Origin of the sequence: Paraburkholderia gardini, from assembly GCF_907164575.1 — a bacterium.
GTDB lineage: Bacteria > Pseudomonadota > Gammaproteobacteria > Burkholderiales > Burkholderiaceae > Paraburkholderia > Paraburkholderia gardini.
On record NZ_CAJQYY010000018.1, the window covers coordinates 1 to 26,593 of the forward strand.

General features: G+C 62.5%; 20 protein-coding genes and 2 pseudogenes. 13 read left to right on the forward strand and 9 right to left on the reverse strand.

What is annotated here, in order from left to right; all coding sequences use genetic code 11:
* Positions 1–159: 159 nt before the first annotated feature.
* Positions 160–681, reverse strand: a complete 522-nt coding sequence (locus LPA34_RS15840; RefSeq protein WP_228980007.1) for an Lrp/AsnC family transcriptional regulator — start codon at positions 679–681, stop codon at positions 160–162.
* A 148-nt stretch (positions 682–829) separates the two neighbouring features.
* Between LPA34_RS15840 and hppD the strand changes: the two genes are divergently transcribed.
* Entirely contained in the window at positions 830–1,927 is a 1,098-nt protein-coding gene (gene hppD, locus LPA34_RS15845; protein WP_228979751.1) for a 4-hydroxyphenylpyruvate dioxygenase, read from the forward strand.
* 146 nt (positions 1,928–2,073) lie between these two features.
* Here hppD and LPA34_RS27085 read toward each other — a convergent pair whose 3' ends face one another.
* Positions 2,074–2,265 (reverse strand): hypothetical protein, encoded by a 192-nt coding sequence (locus LPA34_RS27085; protein ID WP_228979753.1) that lies wholly within the window; start codon positions 2,263–2,265, stop codon positions 2,074–2,076.
* A gap of 355 nt (positions 2,266–2,620) precedes the next feature.
* Between LPA34_RS27085 and LPA34_RS15855 the strand changes: the two genes are divergently transcribed.
* Positions 2,621–6,247: an indolepyruvate ferredoxin oxidoreductase family protein gene (locus LPA34_RS15855; protein WP_228979754.1), complete on the forward strand. Its 3,627-nt coding sequence runs from the start codon at positions 2,621–2,623 to the stop codon at positions 6,245–6,247.
* Between the two features lie 197 nt (positions 6,248–6,444).
* On the opposite strand, the gene LPA34_RS15860 is transcribed toward LPA34_RS15855, so the two are convergent.
* Entirely contained in the window at positions 6,445–8,724 is a 2,280-nt protein-coding gene (locus LPA34_RS15860; protein ID WP_228979756.1) for an NADP-dependent malic enzyme, read from the reverse strand.
* 290 nt (positions 8,725–9,014) lie between these two features.
* Positions 9,015–10,267, reverse strand: a pseudogene (locus tag LPA34_RS15865) (MFS transporter).
* Positions 10,268–10,606: 339 nt separating this feature from the next.
* Between LPA34_RS15865 and LPA34_RS15870 the strand changes: the two are divergent.
* Entirely contained in the window at positions 10,607–11,293 is a 687-nt protein-coding gene (locus LPA34_RS15870) for an orotate phosphoribosyltransferase (RefSeq protein ID WP_090535260.1), read from the forward strand.
* A gap of 114 nt (positions 11,294–11,407) precedes the next feature.
* Here the strand turns inward: LPA34_RS15870 and LPA34_RS15875 are convergent, their stop codons facing one another.
* A complete protein-coding gene (locus tag LPA34_RS15875; protein WP_090535259.1) occupies positions 11,408–12,088 on the reverse strand; it encodes a response regulator in 681 nt (226 codons plus the stop codon).
* A 518-nt stretch (positions 12,089–12,606) separates the two neighbouring features.
* Here LPA34_RS15875 and LPA34_RS15880 point away from each other — a divergent pair.
* The 6 genes and pseudogenes from LPA34_RS15880 (at position 12,607) to LPA34_RS15905 (ending at position 19,279) form a co-directional block, all read left to right on the forward strand.
* On the forward strand, positions 12,607–13,209 hold the full coding sequence (locus tag LPA34_RS15880) for a YbhB/YbcL family Raf kinase inhibitor-like protein (RefSeq protein ID WP_228979757.1): 603 nt from the start codon (positions 12,607–12,609) through the stop codon (positions 13,207–13,209).
* A gap of 108 nt (positions 13,210–13,317) precedes the next feature.
* Positions 13,318–13,893, forward strand: coding sequence for a flavodoxin family protein (locus LPA34_RS15885; RefSeq protein WP_228979759.1), 576 nt, complete (start codon positions 13,318–13,320; stop codon positions 13,891–13,893).
* Between the two features lie 281 nt (positions 13,894–14,174).
* Positions 14,175–15,122: an N-acetyl-gamma-glutamyl-phosphate reductase gene (gene argC / locus LPA34_RS15890; protein WP_228979761.1), complete on the forward strand. Its 948-nt coding sequence runs from the start codon at positions 14,175–14,177 to the stop codon at positions 15,120–15,122.
* A gap of 490 nt (positions 15,123–15,612) precedes the next feature.
* Positions 15,613–16,971: pseudogene (locus LPA34_RS15895) on the forward strand (DUF2957 domain-containing protein).
* Positions 16,972–17,090: 119 nt separating this feature from the next.
* Positions 17,091–18,341, forward strand: coding sequence for a DUF2957 domain-containing protein (locus tag LPA34_RS15900; RefSeq protein ID WP_228979764.1), 1,251 nt, complete (start codon positions 17,091–17,093; stop codon positions 18,339–18,341).
* Between the two features lie 113 nt (positions 18,342–18,454).
* Positions 18,455–19,279 (forward strand): OmpW/AlkL family protein, encoded by an 825-nt coding sequence (locus LPA34_RS15905; RefSeq protein ID WP_228979765.1) that lies wholly within the window; start codon positions 18,455–18,457, stop codon positions 19,277–19,279.
* A gap of 218 nt (positions 19,280–19,497) precedes the next feature.
* Here LPA34_RS15905 and LPA34_RS15910 read toward each other — a convergent pair whose 3' ends face one another.
* On the reverse strand, positions 19,498–19,863 hold the full coding sequence (locus LPA34_RS15910) for a response regulator (protein ID WP_228979766.1): 366 nt from the start codon (positions 19,861–19,863) through the stop codon (positions 19,498–19,500).
* Between the two features lie 479 nt (positions 19,864–20,342).
* On the opposite strand from LPA34_RS15910, the gene LPA34_RS15915 reads away from it, so the two are divergent.
* Complete coding sequence (locus tag LPA34_RS15915) at positions 20,343–21,854, forward strand: Fic family protein (protein ID WP_228979768.1); 1,512 nt, start codon at positions 20,343–20,345, stop codon at positions 21,852–21,854.
* A 108-nt stretch (positions 21,855–21,962) separates the two neighbouring features.
* Here the strand turns inward: LPA34_RS15915 and LPA34_RS15920 are convergent, their stop codons facing one another.
* Positions 21,963–22,604, reverse strand: a complete 642-nt coding sequence (locus LPA34_RS15920) for a LysE family translocator (protein ID WP_228979770.1) — start codon at positions 22,602–22,604, stop codon at positions 21,963–21,965.
* A 111-nt stretch (positions 22,605–22,715) separates the two neighbouring features.
* Positions 22,716–23,585 (reverse strand): NAD(P)-dependent oxidoreductase, encoded by an 870-nt coding sequence (locus LPA34_RS15925; RefSeq protein ID WP_228979772.1) that lies wholly within the window; start codon positions 23,583–23,585, stop codon positions 22,716–22,718.
* A 95-nt stretch (positions 23,586–23,680) separates the two neighbouring features.
* Here LPA34_RS15925 and LPA34_RS15930 point away from each other — a divergent pair, with 95 nt between their 5' ends.
* Positions 23,681–24,469, forward strand: a complete 789-nt coding sequence (locus tag LPA34_RS15930; RefSeq protein WP_228979774.1) for a Mut7-C RNAse domain-containing protein — start codon at positions 23,681–23,683, stop codon at positions 24,467–24,469.
* 105 nt (positions 24,470–24,574) lie between these two features.
* Positions 24,575–24,859, forward strand: a complete 285-nt coding sequence (locus tag LPA34_RS15935; RefSeq protein WP_228979776.1) for a hypothetical protein — start codon at positions 24,575–24,577, stop codon at positions 24,857–24,859.
* Positions 24,860–25,007: 148 nt separating this feature from the next.
* Here the strand turns inward: LPA34_RS15935 and LPA34_RS15940 are convergent, their stop codons facing one another.
* A complete protein-coding gene (locus LPA34_RS15940; protein ID WP_228979777.1) occupies positions 25,008–25,214 on the reverse strand; it encodes a hypothetical protein in 207 nt (68 codons plus the stop codon).
* A 381-nt stretch (positions 25,215–25,595) separates the two neighbouring features.
* Between LPA34_RS15940 and LPA34_RS15945 the strand changes: the two genes are divergently transcribed.
* Positions 25,596–26,495 carry a DMT family transporter gene (locus LPA34_RS15945; RefSeq protein WP_411179000.1) on the forward strand — a complete coding sequence of 300 codons (900 nt, stop codon included), beginning with the start codon at positions 25,596–25,598 and terminating at the stop codon, positions 26,493–26,495.
* The last annotated feature ends 98 nt before the right edge of the window (positions 26,496–26,593 follow it).

The window sequence follows — 26,593 nt, forward strand, 5'->3', positions numbered from 1 at the left end:
TCGCAGTTGCGCTTCGCTTCGCTCGCTGTGATCAACTTACGGTGGGACTTGCACCCACAAGAGTGCGCCCATGCTGGGCGCACAAGCAAAAAGGGCGTCCTGGTGTGGACGCCCTTTTTGCATGCGCGTCACGCACCCCGCCTTGGGGCACGCGCCGGCTCAACGTACGGGCAGCGCTGTTGTTTCCTTGATCTTCTCGAGCGAGAAACTCGTCTTCACGTCGATCACCGATGGATGGTGCAGCAACTGGTCCTGCACGAACCGTGAGAAATGGGCCATGTCCTCAACCTGCACGCGCAGCAGGTAGTCCATCTCGCCGGTCATCGCATGACATGCGACCACTTCCGGCCACGTCTGCACCGCCGCGCGGAACAGGTCGGCGTGCGTGGCGCCAGGCCGCACCGTCGCCATTCCCTCGCCACGCGCGCCCACAATCGGGCTGCTGCGCTTTTCCAGCCGTACGTTGACGTACGCCAGCAAATCGAGCCCCAACTGCTGCGCATCGAGCAGCGCCACGTACCCGCGAATCACGCCGCTTTCCTCGAGCCGACGGATTCGCCGCAAACACGGACTCGGCGACAAATTTACCCGCTCCGCTATCTCGAGGTTCGACAACCGCCCGTTCTCCTGCAGGATCATCAGGATTCGCCGGTCGATTGCATCTATCTCAAATCCAGCCATCTTCTGCCGCCTTTTCCGCCTGATGAGGCAGTAAATAGCGCCAGCGTAGCCATACACGATTAAGTTCGCAAGTTTTCGCCGGCTTCCGGCCGATACACTGGTTCTCATTCATGGAAACACGCGCTTCCCCGCGATTCAGGAGACAGACATGCAGGTTTCAACCTGGGAGAACCCCGTCGGCACCGACGGCTTCGAGTTCATCGAATACACCGCGCCGGATCCGAGAGCGCTCGGCAAGTTGTTCGAACAGATGGGCTTCACCGCCGTCGCGCGACATCGTCACAAGGACGTGACGCTGTACCGTCAGGGCGATATCAACTTCATCGTCAACGCCGAGCCGGATTCGTTCGCCCAGCGCTTCGCGCGCCTGCACGGCCCGTCGATCTGCGCGATCGCGTTTCGCGTACAGGACGCGGCGAAGGCTTATCAGCATGCACTCGAGCGCGGCGCATGGGGCTTCGACAACAAGACCGGCCCAATGGAGTTGAACATTCCGGCGATCAAGGGCATCGGCGATTCACTGATCTATTTCGTCGATCGCTGGCGCGGCAAGAATGGCGCCGCGCCGAACAGTATCGGCGACATCAGCATCTACGACGTCGATTTCGTGCCGATCGAAGATGCGAACCCGAACCCGGCCGGCCACGGCCTGACGTACATCGATCACCTGACGCACAACGTCCATCGCGGCCGCATGCAGGAATGGGCGGAGTTCTACGAGCGGCTCTTCAATTTCCGCGAAGTGCGTTACTTCGACATCGAAGGCAAGGTGACGGGCGTGAAATCGAAAGCAATGACGTCCCCGTGCGGCAAGATCCGTATTCCGATCAACGAGGAAGGGTCGGAGACGGCCGGCCAGATCCAGGAATACCTCGACGCCTATCACGGCGAAGGCATTCAGCACATCGCGCTCGGCAGCGCGGACATCTACGCGACAGTCGACGGTCTGCGCGCCGCGCATATCGCGCTGCTCGACACGATCGACACGTATTACGAACTGGTCAATCGCCGTGTACCCAATCATGGCGAACCGCTCGATGAATTGCGCAAGCGCAAGATCCTGATCGACGGCGCGCCGGACGACCTGCTGCTGCAGATCTTCACCGAAAACCAGATCGGACCGATCTTCTTCGAGATCATCCAGCGCAAGGGCAATCAGGGCTTTGGCGAAGGCAACTTCAAGGCGCTGTTCGAATCGATCGAGCTCGACCAGATTCGTCGCGGTGTGGTGCAGGACAGGACGTAGCCACACGCCCTTTCTGCATCGCGATGCAGAAAGGGCGAGGATCCCGTGATGGATCCTCGCCCTTCCGTGTTGATGCGGCCGCCGTATGGAGGCAACCGCGCGAGTTCAATGTCAGCCGGCCAGTGGGCCGGCAGCGATCTGACCGGTCAGGAACGCCGGTTGGGTTGCGTGGCTTGCGAGGCCTGCGGCCGATCCGCGTCACGCGATGCGAACGCGACATGGATAGTGCGGCCGGCGGCGGTCGCGAGGGTGCTCGCGCTGTTCGGGTGAGCCGGCGCGCTCACGGCAAAGAATGCTGCCGAGACCATCATAAAGGTCTGAATATTACGTGTAATCATGCGTACTCCTTTTTCTGACTGCCTGTCCGTCCTGAAGCTCAACCGTATGCAGAGCGCTGCCAGACTTTGAACAGGTGGGCTATTAGACACGTATCGGCTGCCCGGTTCCAGTTAATCGGGCCGCTTTTACAGCCTGTTACAGCACGAGATCAAACGTTACGATCGAGCTCACATAACCGTCACATTTGTGCCGCACGCATCCGCTTCCATAGCCATCTGGACGGACTGCGGCGGGTTTGTACCAGTGCTACCATCACAAAAAAGCCGTCAATATGGCGACCCTGGCCGATGCATCCACAAGATGCGGACGCGCAGAAGTTTTGGTGATCCCAAACTGGGTGGAGGAGTACACATAATGAATGCCCCGCTAGACGCCGGACAGCGAGCCTCGCTCGAAGCCGCACTATCTTCCGTCACGCTCGACGACAAATACACGCTTGAACGCGGCCGCGCGTACATGAGCGGCATCCAGGCGCTGGTGCGTCTGCCGATGCTGCAGCAGGAACGCGACAAGGCCGCCGGGCTCAACACGGCCGGCTTCATCTCCGGTTATCGCGGCTCTCCTCTGGGCGGACTCGACCTGTCGTTGTGGAAGGCGAAGCAGCATCTCGCCGGGCACCGGATCGTGTTCCAGCCGGGCGTCAACGAAGACCTCGCCGCCACCGCCGTCTGGGGTTCGCAGCAGGTCAACCTGTACCCGAGCGCGAAATACGACGGCGTGTTTTCGATGTGGTACGGCAAGGGCCCGGGCGTCGACCGTACCGGCGACGTCTTCAAGCACGCGAACTCGGCTGGATCGGCGAAACACGGCGGCGTTCTCGTTCTCGCCGGCGACGACCACGCGGCGAAATCCTCCACGCTGGCTCATCAGTCTGAACACATCTTCAAGGCGTGCGGCATTCCGGTGCTGTTTCCGTCGAACGTTCAGGAATATCTCGACTTCGGTCTGCACGGCTGGGCCATGAGCCGTTATTCCGGCCTGTGGGTTGCGCTCAAGTGCGTGACCGACGTGGTCGAATCGTCGGCTTCCGTCGACATCGATCCGCACCGCACGCAGGTCGTGCTGCCGACCGATTTCACGATGCCCGATGGCGGCCTCAACATCCGCTGGCCCGATCCGCCGCTCGTGCAGGAAGCGCGTCTGCTCGACTACAAGTGGTACGCCGCGCTGGCTTATGTGCGTGCCAACAAACTGGATCGCATCGAGATCGATTCGCCGCAGGCGCGCTTCGGCATCATGACCGGCGGCAAGGCGTATCTCGACGTGCGTCAGGCGCTCACCGACCTCGGCCTCGACGACGAAACCTGCTCGCGCATCGGTATTCGTCTGTACAAGGTCGGCTGCGTGTGGCCGCTCGAGGCGCAGGGCGCGCATGCGTTCGCGCGCGGGCTGGAAGAAATTCTCGTGGTCGAGGAAAAGCGGCAGATTCTCGAATACGCGATCAAGGAAGAGCTGTACAACTGGCCGGACGCACAGCGTCCCCGCGTGTACGGCAAGTTCGACGAGAAAGACGGCGCCGGCGGCGAATGGTCGGTGCCGATGGGCAACTGGCTGCTGCCCGCGCACTACGAGCTGTCGCCCGCCATCATCGCGAAAGCCATCGCCACGCGACTCGACAAGTTCGACCTGCCGCCGGACGTGCGCGCGCGAATCGCCGCGCGCATCACCGTGATCGAAGCGAAGGAACGCGCGCTGGCGAAGCCGCGCGTCGAGGCGGAACGCAAGCCGTGGTTCTGCTCGGGTTGTCCGCACAACACGTCGACGAACGTGCCGGAAGGCTCGCGCGCGATGGCCGGCATTGGCTGCCATTACATGACCGTGTGGATGGACCGCAGTACCAGCACGTTCAGCCAGATGGGTGGCGAAGGCGTCGCGTGGGTCGGCCAGGCGCCTTTCACGAACGACAAGCACGTGTTCGCCAATCTCGGCGACGGCACGTACTTTCACTCCGGGCTGCTCGCCATTCGCGCGGCGATCGCGTCGAAGGCGAACATCACCTACAAGATTCTCTATAACGACGCAGTCGCGATGACCGGCGGCCAGCCGGTCGACGGCGTGCTGACCGTGCCGCAGATCACGCATCAGCTCGCCGCCGAAGGCGCGACGAAGATCGTCATCGTTACCGACGAGCCGGAGAAATACGACAACGCAAAACAGAAGCTCGCGCCCGGCATCACGATTCATCATCGCGACCAGCTCGACGCCGTGCAGCGCGAACTGCGCGAAATCAGCGGCACGTCGATCCTGATCTACGACCAGACCTGCGCGACGGAAAAGCGTCGTCGCCGCAAACGCGGCACGTACCCCGATCCGGCGAAACGCATCGTGATCAACGAAGCCGTGTGCGAAGGCTGCGGCGACTGCTCGGTGAAGTCGAACTGTCTGTCGGTCGAACCGCTGGAAACCGAATACGGCACGAAGCGCCAGATCAACCAGTCGACGTGCAACAAGGACTTTTCGTGCGTGAACGGCTTCTGCCCGAGCTTCGTCTCGGTCGAAGGCGGACAGTTGCGCAAGCCGAAAGCGGTCTCCGGCGTCGGCAGCGATGCCATGCCGCCGGTGCCGGAGCCGGACCTGCCGTCCATCGAAAAGCCGTACGGCGTGCTGGTGACGGGCGTCGGCGGCACGGGCGTCGTCACGATCGGCGCGCTGCTCGGCATGGCCGCGCATCTGGAGAACAAGGGCGTCACGGTGCTCGACGTCACGGGGCTCGCGCAGAAAGGTGGCGCGGTGATGAGCCACGTGCAGATCGCGAACCGTCCGGCCGACATTCACGCAACGCGCATCGCAATGGGCGAAGCGAGCCTCGTGATCGGTTGCGATGCGATCGTCACGGCCAGCGACGAATGCCTGTCGCGGATGCAGGCTGGCCAGACGCGGGTCGTGCTGAACAGCGCGGCGACGCCGACCGCCGAGTTCATCAAGAACCCGAACTGGCGTTTCCCGGGTTCGAACACGGAAGCCGACGTGCGCGCGGCAGCGGGCGATGACGGCGTCGACGCGGTCGATGCGAATCACTTCGCGCTCGCGCTGCTGGGCGACGCGATCTACACGAACCCGTTCGTGCTGGGTTACGCATGGCAGCGCGGCTGGGTGCCGCTGACGTATCAGTCGCTCAAGCGCGCAATCGAGCTGAACGCGGTGCAGGTCGAAAAGAATCTGTCGGCGTTCGAATGGGGTCGCCGCGCGGCGCACGATCTGGCTGGCGTGCGCAAACTCGTGAAGTCGCAGGCGCGCGGTGAAGCGGGCACGAGCGCGGGTGCCGCTGATGAACCGGCGACAGGTGGCAAGATCATCACGCTGCATACGCCGAAGGCGCTCGACACGCTGATCGACAAACGCGCGGCGTACCTCGCGGCGTATCAGAACGATGCGTATGCGACGCGCTATCGCAGCCGCGTGGCCGAGGTTCGCGCGAAAGAGGCATCGCTCGATACCGGCGACGGTCAATTCCCGCTGACTGAAGCGGTCGCGAAAAACCTGCACAAGCTGATGGCGTACAAGGACGAATACGAAGTCGCGCGGCTGTATGCCGACCCGGCGTTCGTCGAGAAACTGAAGGCAAGCTTCGAAGGCGACTGGAAGCTCAACCTGTATCTCGCGCCGCCCGCGTTCTCGAAGAAAGACGCGCAGGGACACCTGATCAAGAAAAAGTACGGCCCGTGGGTGTTCACGGCGATGAACGTGCTCGCGAAGCTGAAGTTCCTGCGTGGCACGGCGCTCGATCCGTTTGGAAAAACGGATGAACGTCGCACGGAACGTGAGCTGATCGGTGAATACGAGGCGCTCGTACAGGAACTTTGCGCGGGGCTGACCGCCGGGAATCGCGCGCTGGCTGTCGAACTGGCGAGCCTGCCGGACGGCATCCGGGGCTACGGTCACGTGAAGGAGAACAACCTGAAAGGCGTGCGCGTGAAGTGGAACGATCTGCTGGCCCGCTGGCGCGCGCCAGAACCGGGTAGCGTGCAGCACGTGGCCTGAGCATGCCGCCCGTCACGGCGGGTTACACGAAACGCATGGCGTAGTAAGGTGAAGTAAAACGAAAGGCGGTTGTCCTTCACGGGCAACCGCCTTTTTTTACCGGACGACAGAGGTTGAATCGACCGGACCCGCGAAACGCCATCACAGGCGTCCTGCGCTCCATCGGTCAATCAACATCGCCCCACATCAAGCTCACATCAGCCCGCCGAACGCACCCGCGCATTCGCCGAAGCCACCGCCGTCATATTGATGATCCGGCGCACCGTCGCGGCCGGGGTCAGGATATGCACCGGTTTTTCCGCACCGAGCAGGAACGGACCGACCGTCACGCCTTCGCCGCCGATCATCTTCAGCAGGTTGTATGTGATGTTCGCCGCTTCGACGTTCGGCATGATCAGCAGGTTCGCCTCGCCGGTCAGCGTGGTGCCCGGGAACGCGGCCTTGCGCACCGCTTCTGACAACGCCGCGTCGCCGTGCATTTCACCGTCGATTTCGAGCGTCGGTGCGCGTTGTGCGATCAGCTTGCGGGCCGCCGCCATCCGCGCCGACGACGAGGACGGCGCACTGCCGAAGTTCGAGTTCGACAGTAGCGCGACCTTCGGCGCGATGCCGAATTTCTCGATCTCGCGGGCCGCCAGCATCGTCATGTCGGCGAGTTGCTCCGGCGTCGGCGTTTCGTTCACGTACGTGTCGCAGATGAACAGATTGCGGCCCGGCAGCATCAGCAGGTTCATCGCGGCGAAGTTCTGCACGTTCTCGGCTTTACCCAGCACCTGTTCGATGAAATTCAGGTGCGTGTGATACTGCCCGATCATCCCGCAGATCATGCCGTCCGCCTCGCCAAGGCGCACGAGAATCGCGCCGATCAGCGTGTTGAACTTGCGCATCGCCGCCTTCGCGACGTCCGGCGTGATGCCTTCGCGCGCACCGATTTCGTGATACGCCTGCCAGCACTGCTGATAGCGCGGATCGTCTTCCGGATCGACGATCTCGACGTCTTCGTTGCACTTCAGCTTCGAGCCCATCTTCTTCAGACGCATCTCGATCACCGACGGCCGCCCGACGAGAATCGGCTTCGCGATCTTCTCCAGCAGCACGAACTGCGCGGCGCGCAGCACGCGCTCGTCCTCGCCTTCCGCGAACACGATGCGCGCCGGCGCCGACTTCGCCGCCGCGAACACCGGACGCATCACCATGCCCGTGCGATAGACGGTGGTGCCGAGTTCTTCGCGATACGCATCCATGTCCTTGATCGGACGGGTCGCGACGCCCGAATCCATCGCCGCCTGCGCCACCGCCGGCGCGATCTTGATGATGAGACGCGGATCGAACGGCTTCGGAATCAGATACTCGGGACCGAATTCGAGCGAGTGGCCTTCGTACGCTTTCGCGACTTCATCGCCCTGGTCGGTTTCCTCGGCCAGCTCGGCGATCGCGCGCACGCACGCGAGCTTCATTTCCTCGGTGATCGTGGTCGCGCCGACGTCCAGCGCGCCGCGGAAGATGAACGGGAAGCACAACACGTTGTTCACCTGGTTCGGATAGTCCGAACGGCCCGTCGCGATGATGCAGTCCGGGCGAACCTTCTTCGCGTCTTCCGGACGGATTTCCGGGTCCGGGTTCGCAAGCGCGAGAATCAGCGGCTGCGTACCCATTTCCATCACCATTTCCGGCTTCAGCACGCCCGCGCTCGAACAGCCGAGGAACACGTCGGCGCCGCGAATCGCATCGGCGAGCGTGCGGTCTTCGGTATGCGCCGCGTAACGCTCCTTCGAAGGATCCAGATTGCCGCGACCTTCGTAGATCACGCCTTTCGAGTCCACGACCAGAATGTTCTTCTTCGACAGCCCGAGGTTCACGAGCAGATCCAGACACGCAATCGCCGCCGCGCCCGCGCCGGAACACACGAACTTCACTTCGGCGAGCTGCTTGCCGACCACTTTCAGGCCGTTCAGGATCGCCGCCGAAGCGATGATCGCCGTGCCGTGCTGGTCGTCGTGGAAGACCGGAATCTTCATGCGCTCGCGCAGCTTCTTCTCGATGTAGAAGCACTCTGGCGCCTTGATGTCTTCGAGGTTGATGCCGCCGAGCGTGGGCTCGAGCATGGCGATCGCTTCGACGAGCTTGTCCGGATCGGACTCGTTCAACTCGATGTCGAACACGTCGATGCCGGCGAATTTCTTGAAGAGACAGCCCTTGCCTTCCATCACCGGCTTCGCGGCGAGCGGGCCGATGTTGCCCAGACCGAGCACGGCCGTGCCGTTCGTGATCACGCCGACAAGATTGCCGCGCGACGTGTACTTCTGCGCGTCGAGCGGCTCATCGAAGATCGCCATGCAGGCTGCGGCGACGCCCGGCGAATACGCGAGCGAAAGATCGAGCTGGTTCGACAGCGGTTTGGTCGGCGTGACCGAAATCTTGCCGGGCTTCGGAAACTGGTGGTATGCGAGAGCGCTTTGCTTAAGTTGTTCGTCCATTTTCTGACCTGCGAGACGTTAGTGATGGGCCCGGCACGTTGCATCGCGGACGGCGCCTGCGCGTATCGAATGGGTGATCGACAGCGACGGTTTTCGCCTGCACCGGTTAGGCGCGGCGTCAAACCTGGACGTCGGACAAAACAATACGGAACGTTTGGCGGGTCGATCAGTGTACACCCCGCACTCACCGTTACGCCTCGGGTTTACGGCGGCAGACAGGACGAGAGGCGGGATGGACACATGTTGCGGCGCGTCATGATGGACGGTCACGACATACGTGAACACACGGCTTATTCGAGCAATGCGCCGCGTCGCTCCGGAATGAGGAATAACGTCGCGAGAATGTCGAGCAGATAGATCGACGCGAGCAGCGCAAGCGCGGCAGCGAACGAAAACCGCGCCGCCAGCGCGCCGACCACGACGGGCCCGAAGCCGCCCACCGCGCGCCCGATGTTGAAGAGAACGTTCTGCGCCGTGGCGCGCGCTTCGGTCGGATACAGCTCCGAAATCAGCGCGCCATAGCCACCGATCATGCCGTTCACGAACACACCCATCACCGCGCCGCCGATGAGCAACGCAAACGGTGTGGACAGATGCGCATACACAAACACCATCACCACGGCGCCCGCCTGGTAGAACAGAAACGTCGGCTTGCGGCCGAAGCGGTCGGCGGCCATGCCGAACAGCCAGATGCCCGCGCCCATGCCGATCACCGTCGCCGCTGTCCATAACCCGATTTCGTGAGTGAGTAGCCGAATGTCTTCGAGAGATAGCTGGGCAGCCAGATCATGAGCCCGTAGTAACCGAAGTTCTGCACGGAACAGAGAATCGTGACGCCGATGCTGATGCGCAGCGTGCGCGCATCAGCGACGAGCAGCTTGAGCGGCAACCTGCGACGCTCGCCGCGTGCCGCACGTTCAGCGCGAAGGGTGAAAAGCGCCGGCTCCTCGACGCGCCTGCGCACGGCAAACGACACGACTGCCGGCAGAAGACCGATCGCGAACATGCCGCGCCAGCCGATCACCGGCAGCAGAAGCGGCGTGACCAGCGCCGCGGCCAGCACGCCCAGTTGCCAGCCGAGCCCGACGTACGACGAAACACGCGCCCGCTGCGAAGCCGGCCACGCTTCAGCCACCAGCGTCATGCCGATGCCGAACTCACCGCCCAGACCGATGCCAGCGATCGTCCGGTACGCGAGCAGATCGGCATAGCCCCGCGCGAGCGCGCACAGGCCGGTGAAAACGGCAAAGATCAGGATCGTCCACGTCAGCATGCGCACGCGGCCGAACCAGTCGCTGAGCACGCCGAACACGATACCGCCCAGGACCGCACCGATCAGCGTCCATGTAACGAGCGACCCGGCTTGCGCCGACGACAGATGAAGATCGAGCGCGATCACCGGCAGCATGAAGCCGAGGATCAGCAGATCGAAGCCGTCCATCGCGTAGCCAAGCATTGACGCAACCAGCGCGCGGCCGGCATAGCCACGGCGCCCATGCCTGCCAGATGTGGGGGAAGCGGATGAAGAGGGAGCGGTGTTCATGGAGCCATTGGAGATGCACTGGAAAGTCGCGTGAGTGTAAAGGCACGACTGGGCGCTCACAACCTGGCCAAAAAGTCAGCGATCAGAGCCGCTGGGCGCCGCGCAGCCGGCCGTTACGGCAAATCCGGCGTGCCAGGGCTCCTCGGAACGGCCCCGATCGGGTAAAATAACGGGCTACGCGCGTAGCAAACCGGCCGGTCAACTGCCCGGCCGCGCGTTTTACCTGCACTGGGCCATGGGCTGTCCCTGACGCCTCACCCACTGCGCAGTAAAACGCCGCACTCGCTACGCCACCGGGCTTCGCGCCCGCCTTCCCCGCTGACACCCAAGGATCCGCCCATGACAGGCTTCGATCGCCAGACGATCTCCGACACGACCGCCAAGATGCTGCTCGAAGTGCAGGCCGTACACTTCAACGCGGAAAAACCGTACATTTTCACGTCCGGCTGGGCGAGCCCGGTCTATATCGACTGCCGCAAGCTGATCTCGTATCCGCGCGTGCGCCGCGGCCTGATGGAAATGGCTGAAGCCACAATCCTGCGCGATGTCGGCTACGAGCAGATCGACGCGGTCGCCGGCGGCGAAACCGCCGGCATCCCGTTCGCGGCATGGCTGTCCGACCGCCTGATGGTGCCGATGCAATACGTGCGCAAGAAGCCGAAGGGTTTCGGCCGCAACGCGCAGATCGAAGGCCTGCTGACCGAAGGTCAACGCGTGCTGCTGGTCGAAGACCTGACCACCGACAGCCGCAGCAAGATCAACTTCATCAACGCGCTGCGCACGGCCGGCGCGCAGGTGAACCACTGCTTCGTGCTGTTCCACTACAACATCTTCAAGGAAAGCGTGTCGGTGCTGAAAGACATCGACGTCGATCTGCACGCACTCGCCACCTGGTGGGACGTGTTGCGCGTCGCCAAGCAGTCGGGCTACTTCGAAACGAAGACGCTCGACGAAGTCGAGAAATTCCTGCACGCACCGGCTGAATGGTCGGCAGCGCACGGCGGCGCGACGGCTTCGCCGCAGTAAGCTATGGTGCCTGGCCGGAGCGGCTTCCGGCCGATACAAAAAACCGCCTGATCTTTCTGGATCAGGCGGTTTTTTTATGCACAACAGATACTGCGTTCATTCACGCGTGGCGGTTCAACCGCTCTCGCCCGGTGTGTACGACGACAGGTTCAGCAAGCCGTTGCTCTGTGCGTACTGAAACAGTTCCGAATCGCGTTCGAGGCCGAGCTTGCGCATCGCCGTGTTCTTCTGTGTGCTGATGGTCTTGATGCTGCGGTTCAACTGCTCGGAGATTTCCTTGATCGTCATGCCGGACACGAACAGACGCACCACCTCGAGTTCACGCCGCGACAGGATCACTTCGCTCGTCTTGCCGCCCGCATTCATGCGCAATGTATCAAGCGATGCACGCACCGAAGGGCTCATGTATTCCATCTTGCGGCTCACGTGCTGCACCGCGAGCCCGATGTGGCTCAGATCGTCGGACTTGTTGACGACCGATTCGACGCCCAGGTCGCTCAGGCGCTTGAGCAGTGCGGCGTTCTCGAGCATCGTCAACACGACGATGCCGAGCGTCGGAAAGTTGCGCCGCAGATAGCTGATCAGCGGCAGGCCGTCGCCGTACTGGCCGCCCGGCATGGCGAGATCGGTCACCAGCACGTCGCAGGGAATGGTCTGGAGAATGTGGATGAGTTCGGTGGACTGCTTCGCTCGCGCGACGACCTCGATGCCGGCGAACTTCAGCAACGCGTTCTCGGCACCGAACAGAATGACCGGATGGTCGTCGGCCACCACGACTCTGATGTTCTCCTGCATGCACGCCCTCGACGAAAGCTAAACGACGGTCTGCCTGTCATCTAACGTATTCTGGATTTATTAGTCTTGCTTGCGGTTTTGGCCACATCGCGATTCATCCGAATATAGCCGATTTCCCTGCAGGCCGGCCTGTTCGGGGAAGGGAATCGCCTCAAACCTACACCTCGATGAACCGGAATCGACGCGTGAGCGCAAAATAGGGACAATAATCTTCGTGACGATAGCCACGTCATGGCCCTGACAGTAACCATCTCGCATGGGATCGGAGTAGCGCGCATGGGGCCGGCGTAAGCGCTGAAGCGCCAACTCCGGTCGACAGCTAAAGCGCTAACTCTGGTCGACCGCAACAACTTGCATGGGACCTGAGTAAGCGCTAAAGCGCTAACTCAGGTCGACCGCAACAACTTGCATGGGACCTGAGTAAGCGCTAAAGCGCTAACTCAGGTCGACCGCAACAACTTGCATGGGACCTGAGTAAGCGCTAAAGCGCTAACTCAGGTCGACAGGAGAACCGGAACATGCGTTCGCGTTGCCTCGTGGTTTCGCCTGCTTCGCTCCGCTTTCATCTGCCTTCCCTCGTGCTGGCGATATCCAGTCTGGCACTCGCCGCCGCCCAGGGTCCGCACGCGCTGGCGCAGGGCACGTTCGGGCTCTCGAGCACGAGTTTTCATGCTGGCGGTCCTGTAGGCATCGCCCAGGTCTTCGACCAGGAAGACTGCAAGGGCGGCAACCGTTCGCCACAGTTGTCGTGGCACGACGCGCCGGCCGGTACGCGCGGCTTCGCGGTCAGCATCGTCGACCCGGATGCGCCCGGCCGCGGCTGGTGGCACTGGGCGGTGGCCGGTATTCCGCCGGGCGTCGACCAGCTGCCGGAAAATGCCAGCGCCTCCGGTTATATCCAGAAGCTCGGGGCCGTCGAGGCGCGCAACGACTTCGACACCGACGGCTACGGCGGCCCATGTCCGCCCGCCGGCAAGCCGCATCACTACGTGGTCACCGTGTACGCGCTCAACACGTCGAACCTGCGGGTGGCGCAGGGCCGGCCCGCACTGATGTTCGAGCACGAGATCGACACCGCGACGCTCGGCTTCGCGCGGATGATCGTAACCTACGGCCGTTAATGCCCGGCCGGCGGCGTCCCCTGGCAGCACGCCGCCTCCAGACATGATGCCGGCGTGCGCGCACCGTCGATCGTCCACGCTTTGCTCAACCTGCTCAGGAGATTGCTCATGTCGAAGATCGTCATCGTGTATCACAGCGGTTATGGCCATACGAAGAAGGTTGCCGAAGCCGTCCTCGCCGGCACGCTCGACGCCGGTGCCGAGGCGAAACTGGTTGCGGTGGGCGAGCTCGACGAAGCGGCGTGGGCCGAACTCGATGCCGCCGACGGCATCATCTTCGGCGCGCCGACCTACATGGGCGGCGCATCCGCCGACTTCAAGAAATTCGCCGACGCCAGCTCGAAGCCATGGCTCACGCAAAGCTGGAAGGACAAGATTGCAGCCGGCTTCACGAATTCCGCGACGATGAACGGCGACAAGTTCTCGACGATCCAGTACTTCATCTCGCTCGCGATGCAGCACGGCATGATCTGGGCGGGCATGGGCATCATGCCGTCGAACACGAAGGCGGCGACGCGCAACGATCTGAACTACGTCGGCGGTTACGCAGGGCTGCTGACGCAGTCGCCAGCGGATGCGTCCGCCGAGGAAGCGCCGCCGCAAGGCGATCTCGATACCGCGAAAGCGTTCGGTGCGCGGGTCGCGGCCGTCACGGCGCGCTGGAGCGGCAACCGGCAAGGCTAGGCGCCAGGCGCGCGGCGGCAACACGGCGAGGCAAGGACGCGCGGCGAAGGCCTTGTGTCGTAACGCTACCCATTTGCCGCATTCTGTCGCCAATCTCCCGGCGATCCGCCCGCAACGCACTGCATCTACCGTTTAACATCGTCATTTCGATGTCATTTTCGTGGCGCACCGTCTTTTTTCGCCGACGCTTTCGTACGCGCGCCGCCATACGGTCTTAAAATGGCGTTCCGGCGCCGCACGGCGTCCACGCATTCCAGCACCCGCAAGCCAGTGAGATCGAGATGAGCACGAAAGTTTTTGTCGACGGACAGGAAGGCACGACCGGCCTGAAGATTTTTGAATACCTGTCGCAGCGCGCCGACGTGGAAATCCTGCGTATCGAGGAAGCAAAGCGCAAAGACCTCGACGAGCGCCGCCGTCTCATCAACGCATCGGACGTGACATTCCTGTGCCTGCCGGATGTGGCGTCGCGCGAATCCGCCTCGCTGGTTGAAAACGATCGCACTGTGCTGATCGACGCGAGCACCGCGTTTCGCACCAGTGCCGACTGGGCGTACGGCCTGCCGGAACTGGCCCGCTCGCAGCGCGAGCGCCTGCGCTCGGCGAAGCGGATCGCCGTGCCCGGCTGCCACGCGTCGGCGTTCGTGCTGGCCATGCGCCCGCTCGTCGAAGCCGGCCTTGTCACGCCGGATTTCGCGGCGCACAGCTATTCGATCACCGGCTATAGCGGCGGCGGCAAGAAAATGATCGCGGATTACGAAGCCGGCGGCGACGCGAAACTGGCGAGCCCACGCCCGTACGCGCTGGGCCTCACGCACAAGCACCTGCCGGAAATGGCGGCGCACACGGGGCTGAAGTCGGTGCCGGTGTTTACGCCGATCGTCGGCAACTTCTATAAGGGTCTGGCAGTGACGACGTACTTCTCGCCATCGCAGCTCGCGCGCAAGGCCGCGCCGCAAGACGTGCAGGCGCTCTTCGCCGAATACTATGCAGGCGAAGCGTTCGTGCGCGTCGCGCCGTTCAATGCGGACGAGAATCTGGACGGCGGCTTTCTCGACGTACAGGCGAACAACGACACCAACCGGGTCGACCTGTTCGTGTTCGGCAACGAAGAACGTTTCGTGACGGTGGCACGGCTCGATAACCTCGGCAAAGGCGCATCGGGCGCCGCGATCCAGTGCATGAATCTCGCGATCGGCGCCGGCGAAGAAACCGGCCTTAAACGCTGATTTCTCAAATCGTGGGCAGAATTGCCTGATTCATACAGGCAGATTAAAGCCGGCTTTCGATAAAGCCGGCTTTTTATTTAGCACATGCGATCCCTGATTTTAAAAAAATTCATTAATCAGTAATCGCCCGAATTACCGCAGAATTCATTTTTATGGTTGCCAGATCTGATCGGTAATTAATTCTGCATAACGATTATGTGGCACACCTTACCGTATAGGGAATTTCCCGATTTTTCTTCGAACGCCCGTTCGATGAAGATGGGCGCATTTTGCTCAAATGCTTGTCCCGCAAGGACGAGCGCGAAAACAACGACGACGCTCTGGCAGTAAAAAAATCTGTTTTGTTTAAAAGTCTCGCGAACCGCACTACGGTCGTCGCCGGGCCATCTGCGTGCTGTTTGAATCGCCTTTTTTAGACGGTTCTTTCAATTGACAGCGTATAAATGCGCGGCGAAATTACAACGCAAATTAAACAGAAGGGAGACGCAGCATGTCACATGCCATTATTAGAGGCATGGCTCTGGCCATGGCCACTGCTCCATTGCTCGTCGCATGTGGCGGCGGAAAAGCCGACGATCCCGGTCCAATCAATTCACCGCAATGTTCTGGCACAAGCTGCGGCGTGCAAGGTCCGCCGAACCAGGGTGCGGGTGCGGCACCGCTGTGTCCGGCGGATGCGGATATCGTCAAAAGCACGTATCTGGGTGGCGCGGGTAGCGGCGAGGTCGTGCGTCTGAACATCGATGCGACGGCGATGACTTACACGCTGAGCTGACTGGAGTCGCCGATTCCGCTGGTCACCGGCGGCGATCCCTCGGTGACGCGTGCCGGCGTGACCATCACCGGCCACGTCATCCATCCGCCCACCGGCACGCTGCCGACCGCCGGGCAGACGCGCTGTGCGTTCATCCTCGCGCCGGGCAGCGGCACCGCGCCCAACGGCACGACCTACACCACGCCCGATTTCACGCAGGACGCGACGCCGAATCCGCCGATGGTGTTCGTCGGGCAAGGCGTGGCGGGCGGCGGCATTCCCGGCGCCACCGTGGAGTACGACGGCTACCTCGGACTTATCGGGCCTGTGCCCAATCGTCACTTCGATTTCTACCCGTTCCTCGGCTTCGCCAGCACGACGACCAGTCTGTCCGCACTTCCGGGCACCTACAACAGCCTGCTTTATCACCTGTCGCCGACCGCGAAATACCTGACGGTCGCGACGAACTCCGTCGAGACGTTCGATGCGAACGGTGCGTGCACGTCGAGCTCCGGCTGCCTGACGACCGGCGACGCCCTGACCGTCAACAGCAACGGCTATCTGGACAGCACGCATCCGCCCGTCATCGTCAACGGCTCGGGAAGCCAGACACCGCTTCGAATCGGCAACGACGCCGTCGCTCACATGATCATCGGTCAGCTGAACGGCGCGACCGTGCCGCTCGTCGTGCGCACCGGCCACGTGAGCCCGCCGCTGTCGGTCGACGACGAATCCGGCATCGCGCTGCTCGCGAAATCGACAACGGTCTCATCGGGCGACATCGACGGCGGTTACGTCGGCGCGGACTCGAACTTCCGGTACACCGCGACGCTGCTGAAAGGACCGATCGGCACCTTCATCAATCCGACCACCGCCGCCGCCGAAAGCGGGTTCGGTCTCAGCTACGGATTGCCCTCGCCGGGTCTGGTCGGCGTCGGTGACACGCAGCACAACACGGGCTTCGCGATCGCTTCCGGCGGCCTGTTCGCGATCTTCATCAACGGCACGGAAAACGGTGGCGTCGTCGCGAGTTCGTCCAACGCCGACACCACGGGCGCGCCCTACTTCGGCATCGGCGCGCAGATCAGCAAGTAATGCGGCGAACCGCAGCATCACCGCGGGCAGCAGGACCGCGCATCACCGTATCGAACGAGACAGGAGATGGCTGGACCGGGAGCCGGCCATCCACGACTGGAACATCAAGGAGGCGCTGCATGAACTGGAAATTCCTCACGACGCTGGCACTCGTCGCGCCGATGCTCGGCGCATGCGGCGGCGGCGGCGGTGACGACCCGCCGGCCCCGGCCCCGGTGAGACTCTGCCCGGCATCGCTCGACTACAACACGGTTTTCACCGGCGGCGGCGGCGACGGCGAACTCGTCAAGCTGCAACTCGACACCACGAAAATGACGTGGCAAATCAGCTATCTCGAATCGCCGATCCCGCTGACGAAGGGCACGGTTTCGCCAACCCGCAAAGGCCAGTCGGCGAACGGCACGCTCACGATGGAAACGCTGCTGCCGACGCAGAAGCTCAACCAGTGCGCGTTCCGCCTGAACGGCGCGAGCCTCGATCCGAACCGGCCGGCGCGGATCTTCGTGGGTGAAGGTGTGGCCGGCGGCACGATTCCGGGCGCGGAAATCCAGTTCGACGGCATTCTCGGCCAGGGCGCGGTGCCCGACACGACGTTCCCGTACTACCCGTTCATCGGTTTTTCGACGATTGAAACGGACATTGCCAACGTGGCCGGCACGTACAACCAGCTCGGCTACCACCAGATTCCGTCGCAAAGTTTCGCGCCGGTCACCGTCGACTCGAAGATCACGATCAACGCCGACGGCAGCTGGACCGAATGCGACAACGTGGGCATCAACGCCGGCAAATGCCAGCAGCCGGGCACGAACCTCGTGCAGTCGGCGGACGGCAGCGGCGCGTTCGAAACGGACAACTTCCCCGGTCAGGCTAAACCGACGCTCGCGCCCACGCCGGTCGCGAAGGGCTACATGATCGTCGGCAAGCTGCGCGGCCAGAACGTGCCGATTCTCGTGCGCACGGGGGCGGCGAGCGCACAGCCGGGTCTCGATCCACAGACCGGGCTCACCGGCCCCGTCGCCGACGACGAATCCGGCATCTCGATTCTCTCGCCGCAATCGGCGATCACGCAGGGCTCGCAGGACGGCGAATACATCGGCGTCGACAGTCAGTTCGACTATCGCACGACCGCGCTGGCCGGCGCGCAGGCAACGCTGCTTGACCCGTTCCAGCCTTCGCAGGCGTCGCTCGCCACCGCACTCGACCTCGACTTCACGCAAGGCACACCGGGTGTCGTGACGTCGATTCACACGGGCGCGGCGGCAGGAAGCGCGTCGACCGGCAAGTTCGTCTTCACGGGCGGCGTGTTTGGTTTCCTCGACCTGACGACGCCTCAATCGCCGTACTTCACGATCGGCGCTTTCGTCCAGTAACGACGAAAGCGTCCCAGGCAAAACGAAACGAGGCGACCGCTTGCCGGTTGCGGTCCACGCCAGTGGCGCCGCAGCCGGCGTCCGGCAGGAACGCCCGCATCAGGAGGAACAGAATGAAAAAAATCATTATCGCGGCACTGGCCGCGGGCATATCGCTGAGCGCTCACGCGCAGCATGCGGGCGACAACGTCGTTTCGCTCGGCTGGTTTCACGTGATGCCGCAGGACTCGAGCACGCCGCTCACCACGACCGTCGCGCCGACTCCGATCAACACGCCGCTGCGTCTGCCGAATTCGTTCACGTCGGAGGGCACGAGCCTGTCGACCAACAACGCCGACACGGCGGGCCTCGTCATCAGCCACTTCTTCACCACTCATTTTGCGGTGACGTCGGTGGCGGGCATTCCGCCGACCTTCAAGATTTACGGCCACGGCACGATCAAGCCGCCGGGCCCGGCCGGCGCGCTCGGCACCCAGGATCTGGGCGATCCAGCGGCGAACCCGATCGTGAAGAGCGTGCGCCAGTGGAGTCCGGCGGTGATTTTCCAGTATTACTTCGGTGCACCGGAGGCGAAGTTCAGGCCGTTCCTCGGGATCGGCGTGTCGTACAACTGGTTCTCGGACATCCAGCTGAACAACAACTTCGTCACCTCGACGCAGGAGAACCTCGGCGCCGTACTCGCTGCGGGCGCGGGCAAGCCCGGCAAGACGACGGTCGAAGGGAAGGCCTCTTCATCGTGGCAGCCGGTGTTCAACGCGGGCGCGATGTACAGCATCACCGACCACTGGGGCCTGACGTTCTCGGTCACCTACATTCCGTTGAAGACGACGTCATCGGTCATCATCAAGGCAGCTGACGGCACGGAGCTGGGGGTATCGAAGGCTGAGCTGAAGGCCGATCCGATCATCACCTACCTCGCGGTGGCATACAAATTCTGAGCGGATTGCACATCGCATGAGAATGGCAACGAAATGCCGGAAGATTGGGGCCGGCCGGATTTCAGGTAAAAAAAAGCCCGCCAACTGGGGCGGGCTGAATCCATATCGAGGAGACATGGAGGAGACAGGAGTAACTATAGCAAACCATTTGGTGCATTGCAACATAAGTACTAGAGCGCGCGCTCTGGATTGCGGGCAGGCGACACGCACCACGTCGCTCAGGCATCGATCATCGAGAGAATCAAGCGGAGCTGGTCGACGTCGACAGGCTTGACCAGATGGACGTCATAACCCGCGACGAATAGCGCGTCGCCCTGCTGCGGGCAGCGCCATCCAGTGAGCGCGACCAGCAGCGTGGTGTGGCAGGGATTGCGGGCACGCAGCACGCCGGTCACACCGTGCCGGTCCATACCAGGCATCCCGCAGTCGACGATCACCACATTGGGTTGAAAATCCCGCACCGCCTGCAGCAGTTCGTCACGGGAGCGGGCCGACGCCGTCTCGTAGCCCATGCCTTCGAGCAGAGTGGCGAGACACAACAGCGCGTCGTTATCGTGATCGGCAAGCAGGATACGGCCACACATGGCTGTCTCCGGACGGACTTTATTTTATCGACGTATCGCAGTTACTACGGCGTGTGCGACCACACATGGCGGCGGGGTGCTGCATCCTGCCTCGCGCCCACTATGTGGTACGTAAAGGCAAGATTCCCACAGTAACGCCTACGTCTATGTGCTTTGATCCGCATAGCCATACGTAAATTTCATTTATTTGCGGGTCCACCGGCTAATTGCGCGTCGCACAAAACGATCCTTCGCATAACTAGCCAAGCCCAACGTACGTTGGGCTCGGATGGTTAGCGCCCCGCCGCCCATACAATCACCCTGTATTCGGACAAAATCACTCACGAATCACATGGATTCTGGACAAAACGTGCGTCAGGAGCGATCGAATCAAGTAATTTCCGGCAAACATCGAAGGGCCACATTCAAATCAAATAATCTATATTTCGGACAATATATTTCAGTGTTTTCCGGACAAACCGGCTGCCATAGAGAGCACAATGACGCAAAATTCGGACAGGGATACTGCAGAAGTCCTCTTTTCCGTGGAAGACGATGCACATGCGCGCGCGTTGCGCCGCCTCGTCGGAACGGGTGCGCTTCGACGCATTTATGGGGGCGTCTACACGCGCAACCTGGACAGTCCTGTCGAAGCAGTCGTTCTTCGCAACTGGGCAGCGATTGTCAGCCACCTGCTCCCGGGTGCGGTGCTGGCTTATCGGTCCGCACTGGAGCACCGACCTGTCGATGGAGTCCTTCATGTTCGCCGCGGCCGAACGCGCCGCAAACTCGAGTTGCCCGGGCTCACCATCGAGGTGTTTTCTGGAGCCAGTGCGAAGCCATTGCTCGAACCGCCGACGCCCGATTTGCCACACAGGAACATCTATATGCCGAGCGAGGCCCGCGGCTTTCTTGAGAACATGGGGACCGCTCGCGGCGCAGCTGCACGGGTGCTTCCGCAGGAAGATATCGAGGCTCGTCTCGACAAGATTCTGACCATCCGGGGAGACCTCAAGCTCAACGACCTGCGGGACCAGGCGAGAGCCATCGCTGACAAGCTCGACATGGCTTCCGGGAGCAGGCGCCTCGACGGACTCATCGGCGCACTGCTCGGCACGCACGAAGAAAAAAAGCTTCGCAGCAAGCTGGCGCTCGCGCGCGCCGCAGGCAAACCATACGACCCTGACCGGCTGGAACTGTTTGACGTATTGCACGCCGCGCTCGCCGACGCAGTGTTCGCGCATCCAGCCGACCCTGCAACCCGGGGCACAGCGCTAGAGAATTTTGCTTTCTTCGAAGGCTACTTTTCGAATTTCATCGAGGGCACTACGTTCGAGGTTGAAGAAGCGGAGCAGATTGTCTTCGACGGGACCATCATTCCGAACCGCTCGGAGGACTCCCACGACATTCTCGGTACCTTTCGGGCGGCCAGCACGACGCCATGGCGAAACCGGCCTGCATCAACGGCGGACGACTTTCTCGACTGGCTCAAGAGCGTGAATGCGCTTGTGATGCAGGCGCGTCCGGACAAGGGGCCCGGGCAATGGAAGGAGAAGCGCAATATGGCCGGCAACACACTCTTCGTGCTGCCGGAGCAGGTTCCGGCAACCCTGGCCGAAGGCTTCGAGCGCATCCGGTCGCTGGCTGACCCAGTCGCACGCGCATTGATGACGATGTTCGTCATCTCGGAGGTCCATCCTTTCCAGGATGGTAACGGCCGCTCGGCGCGGCTTGCGATGAACTGCGTACTCAGCGAAGCAGGCGTGTGCCGGATCATCGTTCCGACGGTGTACCGCGAGGACTATCTGCTGCCACTACAGCGGCTGACCAATGACCGCGATGCAGCCCCGTACATCCGCAGCATGACGCGTATCCACGACTGGACTTCGCGCTTCGACTACGGTCAGCCGCGACACGATGTGCAGAACCAGCTTGGCCGCTGCCATGCCTTCAAGGAAGACCTGAAGAATTACCGGTTGATATTCCCGGAGAATGCGATTAATGGGGGCTGATGGCTAATGCTTTGTCAAACCACATGTTCTGGATACCCGACAAGACAAAGCCCTGGGATCATCAGGCGCTTTTCGATACGCTGCACGCGCAGGCGCGGTGGTTCAAGCTCAGTGCCGCACCAGCGCCATCATCGCGCCGAAGCCGACAAACACGCCGCCAGTCAGCCGGTTAAACAACCGTGCGACATTGCGGCTCTTCAGCTTCGCGCCGATGCGTGTGCCAAAACCGGCGTAGACGAGATACCAGCTCACTTCGATCACCGCGAATGTCGCGACGAGCACGCCGAACTGCGGCAGCGTCGGGCGGCTTGCGTCGATGAACTGCGGCAACAACGCGGCTGCAAACAGGATGGCCTTCGGATTGCTGCTTGCCACGAGAAAGCCGTTGCGGAACATCGACCACGTGGCACGCGGACGGTCCGCGGTCACTTCGGGCGCATCGGCATTCGCGATCGCGGCTTCGTCGACAGGCGCGCGCCACGCCTTGATGCCAAGCCAGACGAGATACGCCGCGCCGATCAGACGCAACGCGTTGAACATCATCGGCCAGGCTTCGAGGAACACGCCGAGGCCGGCTGCGGATACCGACAGCATCAGCACCAGCGCGGACAGACAACCCGCCATGGTCGCGCCCGAGCGGCGCAGGCCGTGTCGCGCGCCGTGCGTCATGACGAGCAGCATGTTCGGGCCGGGAATGGCTGAAATAACAAAAACGGTGGCGGCAAACAGCCACCAGATGTGCAGACTCATGACAGCCACCAGACAGGAAAACTGGAACGGACGGCCATTATGCCTGCGCACGCACGCCACAACGCAGCCGCGGCACAACGTTAGCCATCCGGACAAGGCCCCACGGCAGCGTCACCGCCCGGCGCGGCGTGCCGACACCTGACCCAGCACGGCGAAGTCCATTTCGCCTTCGCCATGCGCGACCGCGTCGAGCAGGCTGTCGCGCACAACGCTCGCAATCGGCATAGCCGTGGAAATCGTGTCGGCGGCCGCCAGTGCAAGCCGCACGTCCTTCAATCCGAGACGTGCCTTGAAGAGCGCCGGCTCATACCGCTGCTCGGCGATCATCTTCCCGTAGCCCTGGTAGACCGGCCCCGGAAACACGCTGCTCGTGATCACGTCAAGGAAATCCTGCATCGCGACGCCGTGACCGGTGAGGAGCGTCGACGCTTCGCCGAGCGTTTCCACGGCCGAGGCCAGCATGAAATTCACCGCCAGCTTCATGACATTCGCCTGCTGCGGCAGCGAGCCGATGCGCCAGGTTTTCTGGCCGATCGCGTCGAACACCGGCTGCACGAGATCGATCGCCTCGGCGGGGCCGGCCGCGACAATCGTCAGCTTGCCCGCCGCCGCGACGTCCGGCCGGCCGAGCACCGGCGCCGCGACGTAATTCAGGCCGCGCTCCGCGTGCGCATGCGCGAGCGAATCGGCCAATGCGACGGAAATCGTCGCCATGTTGACGTGAATCAGCCCGCGCGGCGCGTTTTCCAGTAACTGGCTGTCGATGACATCGCGCAGCGCGGCATCGTCGGCGAGCATCGAGAACACGGCGTCGCCCGTAAAGGCTTCAGCCGGGGTGGCAACGACCTGGGCGCCCGCGGCGCTCAACGTCCGCGCGCGTTCCGGCGAGCGGTTCCACACGCGCACGGTATGCCCGGCTTTCAGAATATTTGTCACCATCACGGCGCCCATCTCGCCGAGACCGATAAATCCTATGTCCATGCTGAAGCTCCTCCTTCGAACGAAACGGAAGTAGACCACACCCGCGTGACACATGCATCCACGCGCTGCCGACAGCCCAGTGCCATACTGGTGAAATGGTCACGGCGACATTCCGGTTTTATGAGGAACTGAACGACTTCATCGCCCGTCCGTTGCGGCGGCGCTCGTTCAGTTGCCCCTGTGCGCGCGGCGCTACCGCAAAGCACATGATCGAGGCGATCGGCGTGCCGCACACCGAAGTCGAGCTGATTCTGGTGAACGGCGAATCGGTGGGTTTCGAGCATCCGCTGGCCGACGGCGATCGTGTCGCTGTCTATCCGAAGTTCGAGGCGTTCGACATCCAGCCGCTCCTGCGCGTGCGCGAGCGGCCGCTGCGGGTGGTGCGCTTCGTCGCCGATGCGCATCTCGGCGGTCTTGCGCAACTGCTGCGTCTGGCGGGCTTCGACACGCTGTACGACAACCACTATCCCGACGAAGACATCGAAGCCATCGCCTCGCGCGACCACCGTATCGTGCTCACGCGCGACCGCGAACTGCTGAAGCGGCGCACGATCATGCACGGCTGCTACGTGCGCGCGCTGAAGCCGAAAATCCAGCTGCGCGAGATTTTCGACCGGCTCGACCTCGCGGGCAGCACGCAACCGTTTCGCCTTTGTCTTGCGTGCAACGCGCCGCTGCGGCGCATCGCGAAAGAGGACGTGGTGGGACGCGCACCTGAGGGCGTGCTGGAACGGCATGCGCGCTTCGTGACCTGCGACGTGTGTCGGCGCGTGTTCTGGGAAGGCACGCACTGGCAGCGCATGCGCGCGCTGATGGACAGCCTCGCCGGCGAGCGCGACGGCGCGACCGGCATGCCGCCCGTTAGCGTGGAAAACCCGACGTAGCCCGCGATAAAACGTCCGCGTTGAGACCGGTGCCGATGGCACATCGGGCGCGGTGCGTACAATGCAGGATTGTTCACATTCACTTATTCCGCAGGGGCATCCGGCATGGCAATGAAAAAATTCGACCTTGAGAAGAACAAGGCGCTCAAGCTGGCCAACGATCTGAAGCAATCGAAGGCTGGCCGCTTTGGCAACACCGCGACACAAGCCGCGCCCGATCGTCGCGCGCAGCGCAAACTCGACCAGGAGCTGGGGCTGGTGCCGTTCGCGTGCAAGCTGAACGCGGATCTCGTCGCGCAACTGCAGGAACGCGCGGCGACGCATCCCGAAGGCATGACTGGCCTGCTGACCGAGGTGCTGCAACGCGGTCTCGCGGCCGACGCGAAATAAGCCGCCAGGCGGACACCGCCGCCGGATCGCCTCAAGCACGACAGGCGCCGCCAGCCATAAAGAAAGGCCAGGGTAAAAAAAACCTGGCCTTTCTTTTTTCGCTGACGGAACGGGGTTTAAGACCCGGACCGCCCGAACGGGAGACACTTTACTGCGGCGTGCCCTTGTCGCTCGTGCCGGCAGCCGATGCAGCTTCCGAAACCTTGGCGCGCTTGCCGTGCGTCTTCAGTTGCTTGTGCGTGTGCGCCGGCTTGGCTGCGGTGGCAGCGGCCGGTGCGGATGCGTCTTGAGCGAAAGCCTGGAACGACACGAGTGCGAACGAGGCTGCGATAAGCGAGGCGATGATCTTCTTCATAGTGTTTTTTCCCAAACCTGAGCGACTTGATCAATGTGAATGAGTAAGCACGGCACGGTGAAGCGCACCCGGTGACGGTGTCGCCAGGCGGCTCCCCGCGGGGAGTATCACTTAGCGTAGGCGGTTTGTCATCTCATAAAAGCCACTCTGTATTTTCCGGGAGACACGTTTCTTTCTTTCAGCTTTCAACCGCTTTTGCGCGGTGCCAGCGGTGCTTTCAGAGCGATGGAAAATGCCGCTTTTGTCTGAATGATCGGCCGCGATCTGGCCGGTTCCAGACCGTTCTATCCAGACGCGTATCATGTGCGCTCCGCCCCGAAATCCGCACGCATTTCCGTCGTGAACACCAACAGTCGCAAACACCTTCGCGCGAACCTGCTGATGCTGGTCGCCGCCCTGATCTGGGGCTCCGCCTTTGTTGCGCAACGGCTCAGCCTCGACGCAATCGGGCCGTTCCTCTTCACCGGCCTGCGCTTCCTGCTGGGCGCGACCGTCGTGTTCGGCCTGCTGATGTATCTGCGGCACGCCCGCCCGGGCGGCGAAACGGTCACGACAGCGCGGCCAGTTTCGCGTGAGTTGCTCGCTTCGGGCGCCTTGCTTGGCCTGCTGCTTTCGGTGGCGATCTCGATGCAGCAGATCGGGCTGCAATACACGAAGGTCGCGAACGCCGGGTTTATCAGTTCGCTCTATGTCGTCATCGTGCCGTTGATGGGCGTACTCGCGCGTCACGAAACGGCGGTCGGCACCTGGCTCGGCGCGCTGCTCGCCGCCATCGGCATGTATTTTCTGAGCGTCAGCGAGCACTTCTCGATTCTCCGCGGCGACTGGTACCAGCTTGCCGGCGCATTCGTGATCGCGGCGCAGGTGATGCTCGTCGGACGGTTCGCGCGCCGCCACGATCCGCTGATGCTCGCGCTTGTGCAGTTCGTCACCTGCGGCGCCGTGTGCCTTGCGATCGGGCTCGTGTTCGAGCCGCTCAGGCTCGCCGATCTCGTGCGCGCCGCGCCGACCATCCTCTATGGTGGCGCGCTATCGGTCGGCGTCGCGTACACGATTCAGGTGGTCGCGCAGAAGGACGCCGCACCCGCGCACGCCGCCGTGATCTTCAGCATGGAAGGCGTGTTCGCGGCGCTCGCCGGCTGGCTGGTGCTCGGGGAAACGCTGCCCGGACGCGCGCTCTTCGGCTGCGTGCTGATGCTCGCCGGGCTGATCGTGTGTCAGGTGATGCCGGCGTGGGAAAGCCGGCGGCAGGCTGCGGCTTCATCGATCGGGCAGGGTTGACGCGCGTCAGGCGATAGTCCTGCCGCCGTGATTGACGTTGAGCACGCCGGGTTCGCGGCGAAGGGCAAAACAGTCCGCGCGCGGTCCGACATCAATCT

What these genes read in the sequence shown, in the direction of transcription:
- LPA34_RS15840 (WP_228980007.1), bottom strand. Translation starts at nt 681, where the DNA reads ATGGCTGGATTTGAGATAGATGCAATCGACCGGCGAATCCTGATGATC.
- hppD (WP_228979751.1), top strand. Translation starts at nt 830, where the DNA reads ATGCAGGTTTCAACCTGGGAGAACCCCGTCGGCACCGACGGCTTCGAG.
- LPA34_RS27085 (WP_228979753.1), bottom strand. Translation starts at nt 2,265, where the DNA reads ATGATTACACGTAATATTCAGACCTTTATGATGGTCTCGGCAGCATTC.
- LPA34_RS15855 (WP_228979754.1), top strand. Translation starts at nt 2,621, where the DNA reads ATGAATGCCCCGCTAGACGCCGGACAGCGAGCCTCGCTCGAAGCCGCA.
- LPA34_RS15860 (WP_228979756.1), bottom strand. Translation starts at nt 8,724, where the DNA reads ATGGACGAACAACTTAAGCAAAGCGCTCTCGCATACCACCAGTTTCCG.
- LPA34_RS15870 (WP_090535260.1), top strand. Translation starts at nt 10,607, where the DNA reads ATGACAGGCTTCGATCGCCAGACGATCTCCGACACGACCGCCAAGATG.
- LPA34_RS15875 (WP_090535259.1), bottom strand. Translation starts at nt 12,088, where the DNA reads ATGCAGGAGAACATCAGAGTCGTGGTGGCCGACGACCATCCGGTCATT.
- LPA34_RS15880 (WP_228979757.1), top strand. Translation starts at nt 12,607, where the DNA reads ATGCGTTCGCGTTGCCTCGTGGTTTCGCCTGCTTCGCTCCGCTTTCAT.
- LPA34_RS15885 (WP_228979759.1), top strand. Translation starts at nt 13,318, where the DNA reads ATGTCGAAGATCGTCATCGTGTATCACAGCGGTTATGGCCATACGAAG.
- argC (WP_228979761.1), top strand. Translation starts at nt 14,175, where the DNA reads ATGAGCACGAAAGTTTTTGTCGACGGACAGGAAGGCACGACCGGCCTG.
- LPA34_RS15900 (WP_228979764.1), top strand. Translation starts at nt 17,091, where the DNA reads ATGAACTGGAAATTCCTCACGACGCTGGCACTCGTCGCGCCGATGCTC.
- LPA34_RS15905 (WP_228979765.1), top strand. Translation starts at nt 18,455, where the DNA reads ATGAAAAAAATCATTATCGCGGCACTGGCCGCGGGCATATCGCTGAGC.
- LPA34_RS15910 (WP_228979766.1), bottom strand. Translation starts at nt 19,863, where the DNA reads ATGTGTGGCCGTATCCTGCTTGCCGATCACGATAACGACGCGCTGTTG.
- LPA34_RS15915 (WP_228979768.1), top strand. Translation starts at nt 20,343, where the DNA reads ATGACGCAAAATTCGGACAGGGATACTGCAGAAGTCCTCTTTTCCGTG.
- LPA34_RS15920 (WP_228979770.1), bottom strand. Translation starts at nt 22,604, where the DNA reads ATGAGTCTGCACATCTGGTGGCTGTTTGCCGCCACCGTTTTTGTTATT.
- LPA34_RS15925 (WP_228979772.1), bottom strand. Translation starts at nt 23,585, where the DNA reads ATGGACATAGGATTTATCGGTCTCGGCGAGATGGGCGCCGTGATGGTG.
- LPA34_RS15930 (WP_228979774.1), top strand. Translation starts at nt 23,681, where the DNA reads ATGGTCACGGCGACATTCCGGTTTTATGAGGAACTGAACGACTTCATC.
- LPA34_RS15935 (WP_228979776.1), top strand. Translation starts at nt 24,575, where the DNA reads ATGGCAATGAAAAAATTCGACCTTGAGAAGAACAAGGCGCTCAAGCTG.
- LPA34_RS15940 (WP_228979777.1), bottom strand. Translation starts at nt 25,214, where the DNA reads ATGAAGAAGATCATCGCCTCGCTTATCGCAGCCTCGTTCGCACTCGTG.
- LPA34_RS15945 (WP_411179000.1), top strand. Translation starts at nt 25,596, where the DNA reads ATGCTGGTCGCCGCCCTGATCTGGGGCTCCGCCTTTGTTGCGCAACGG.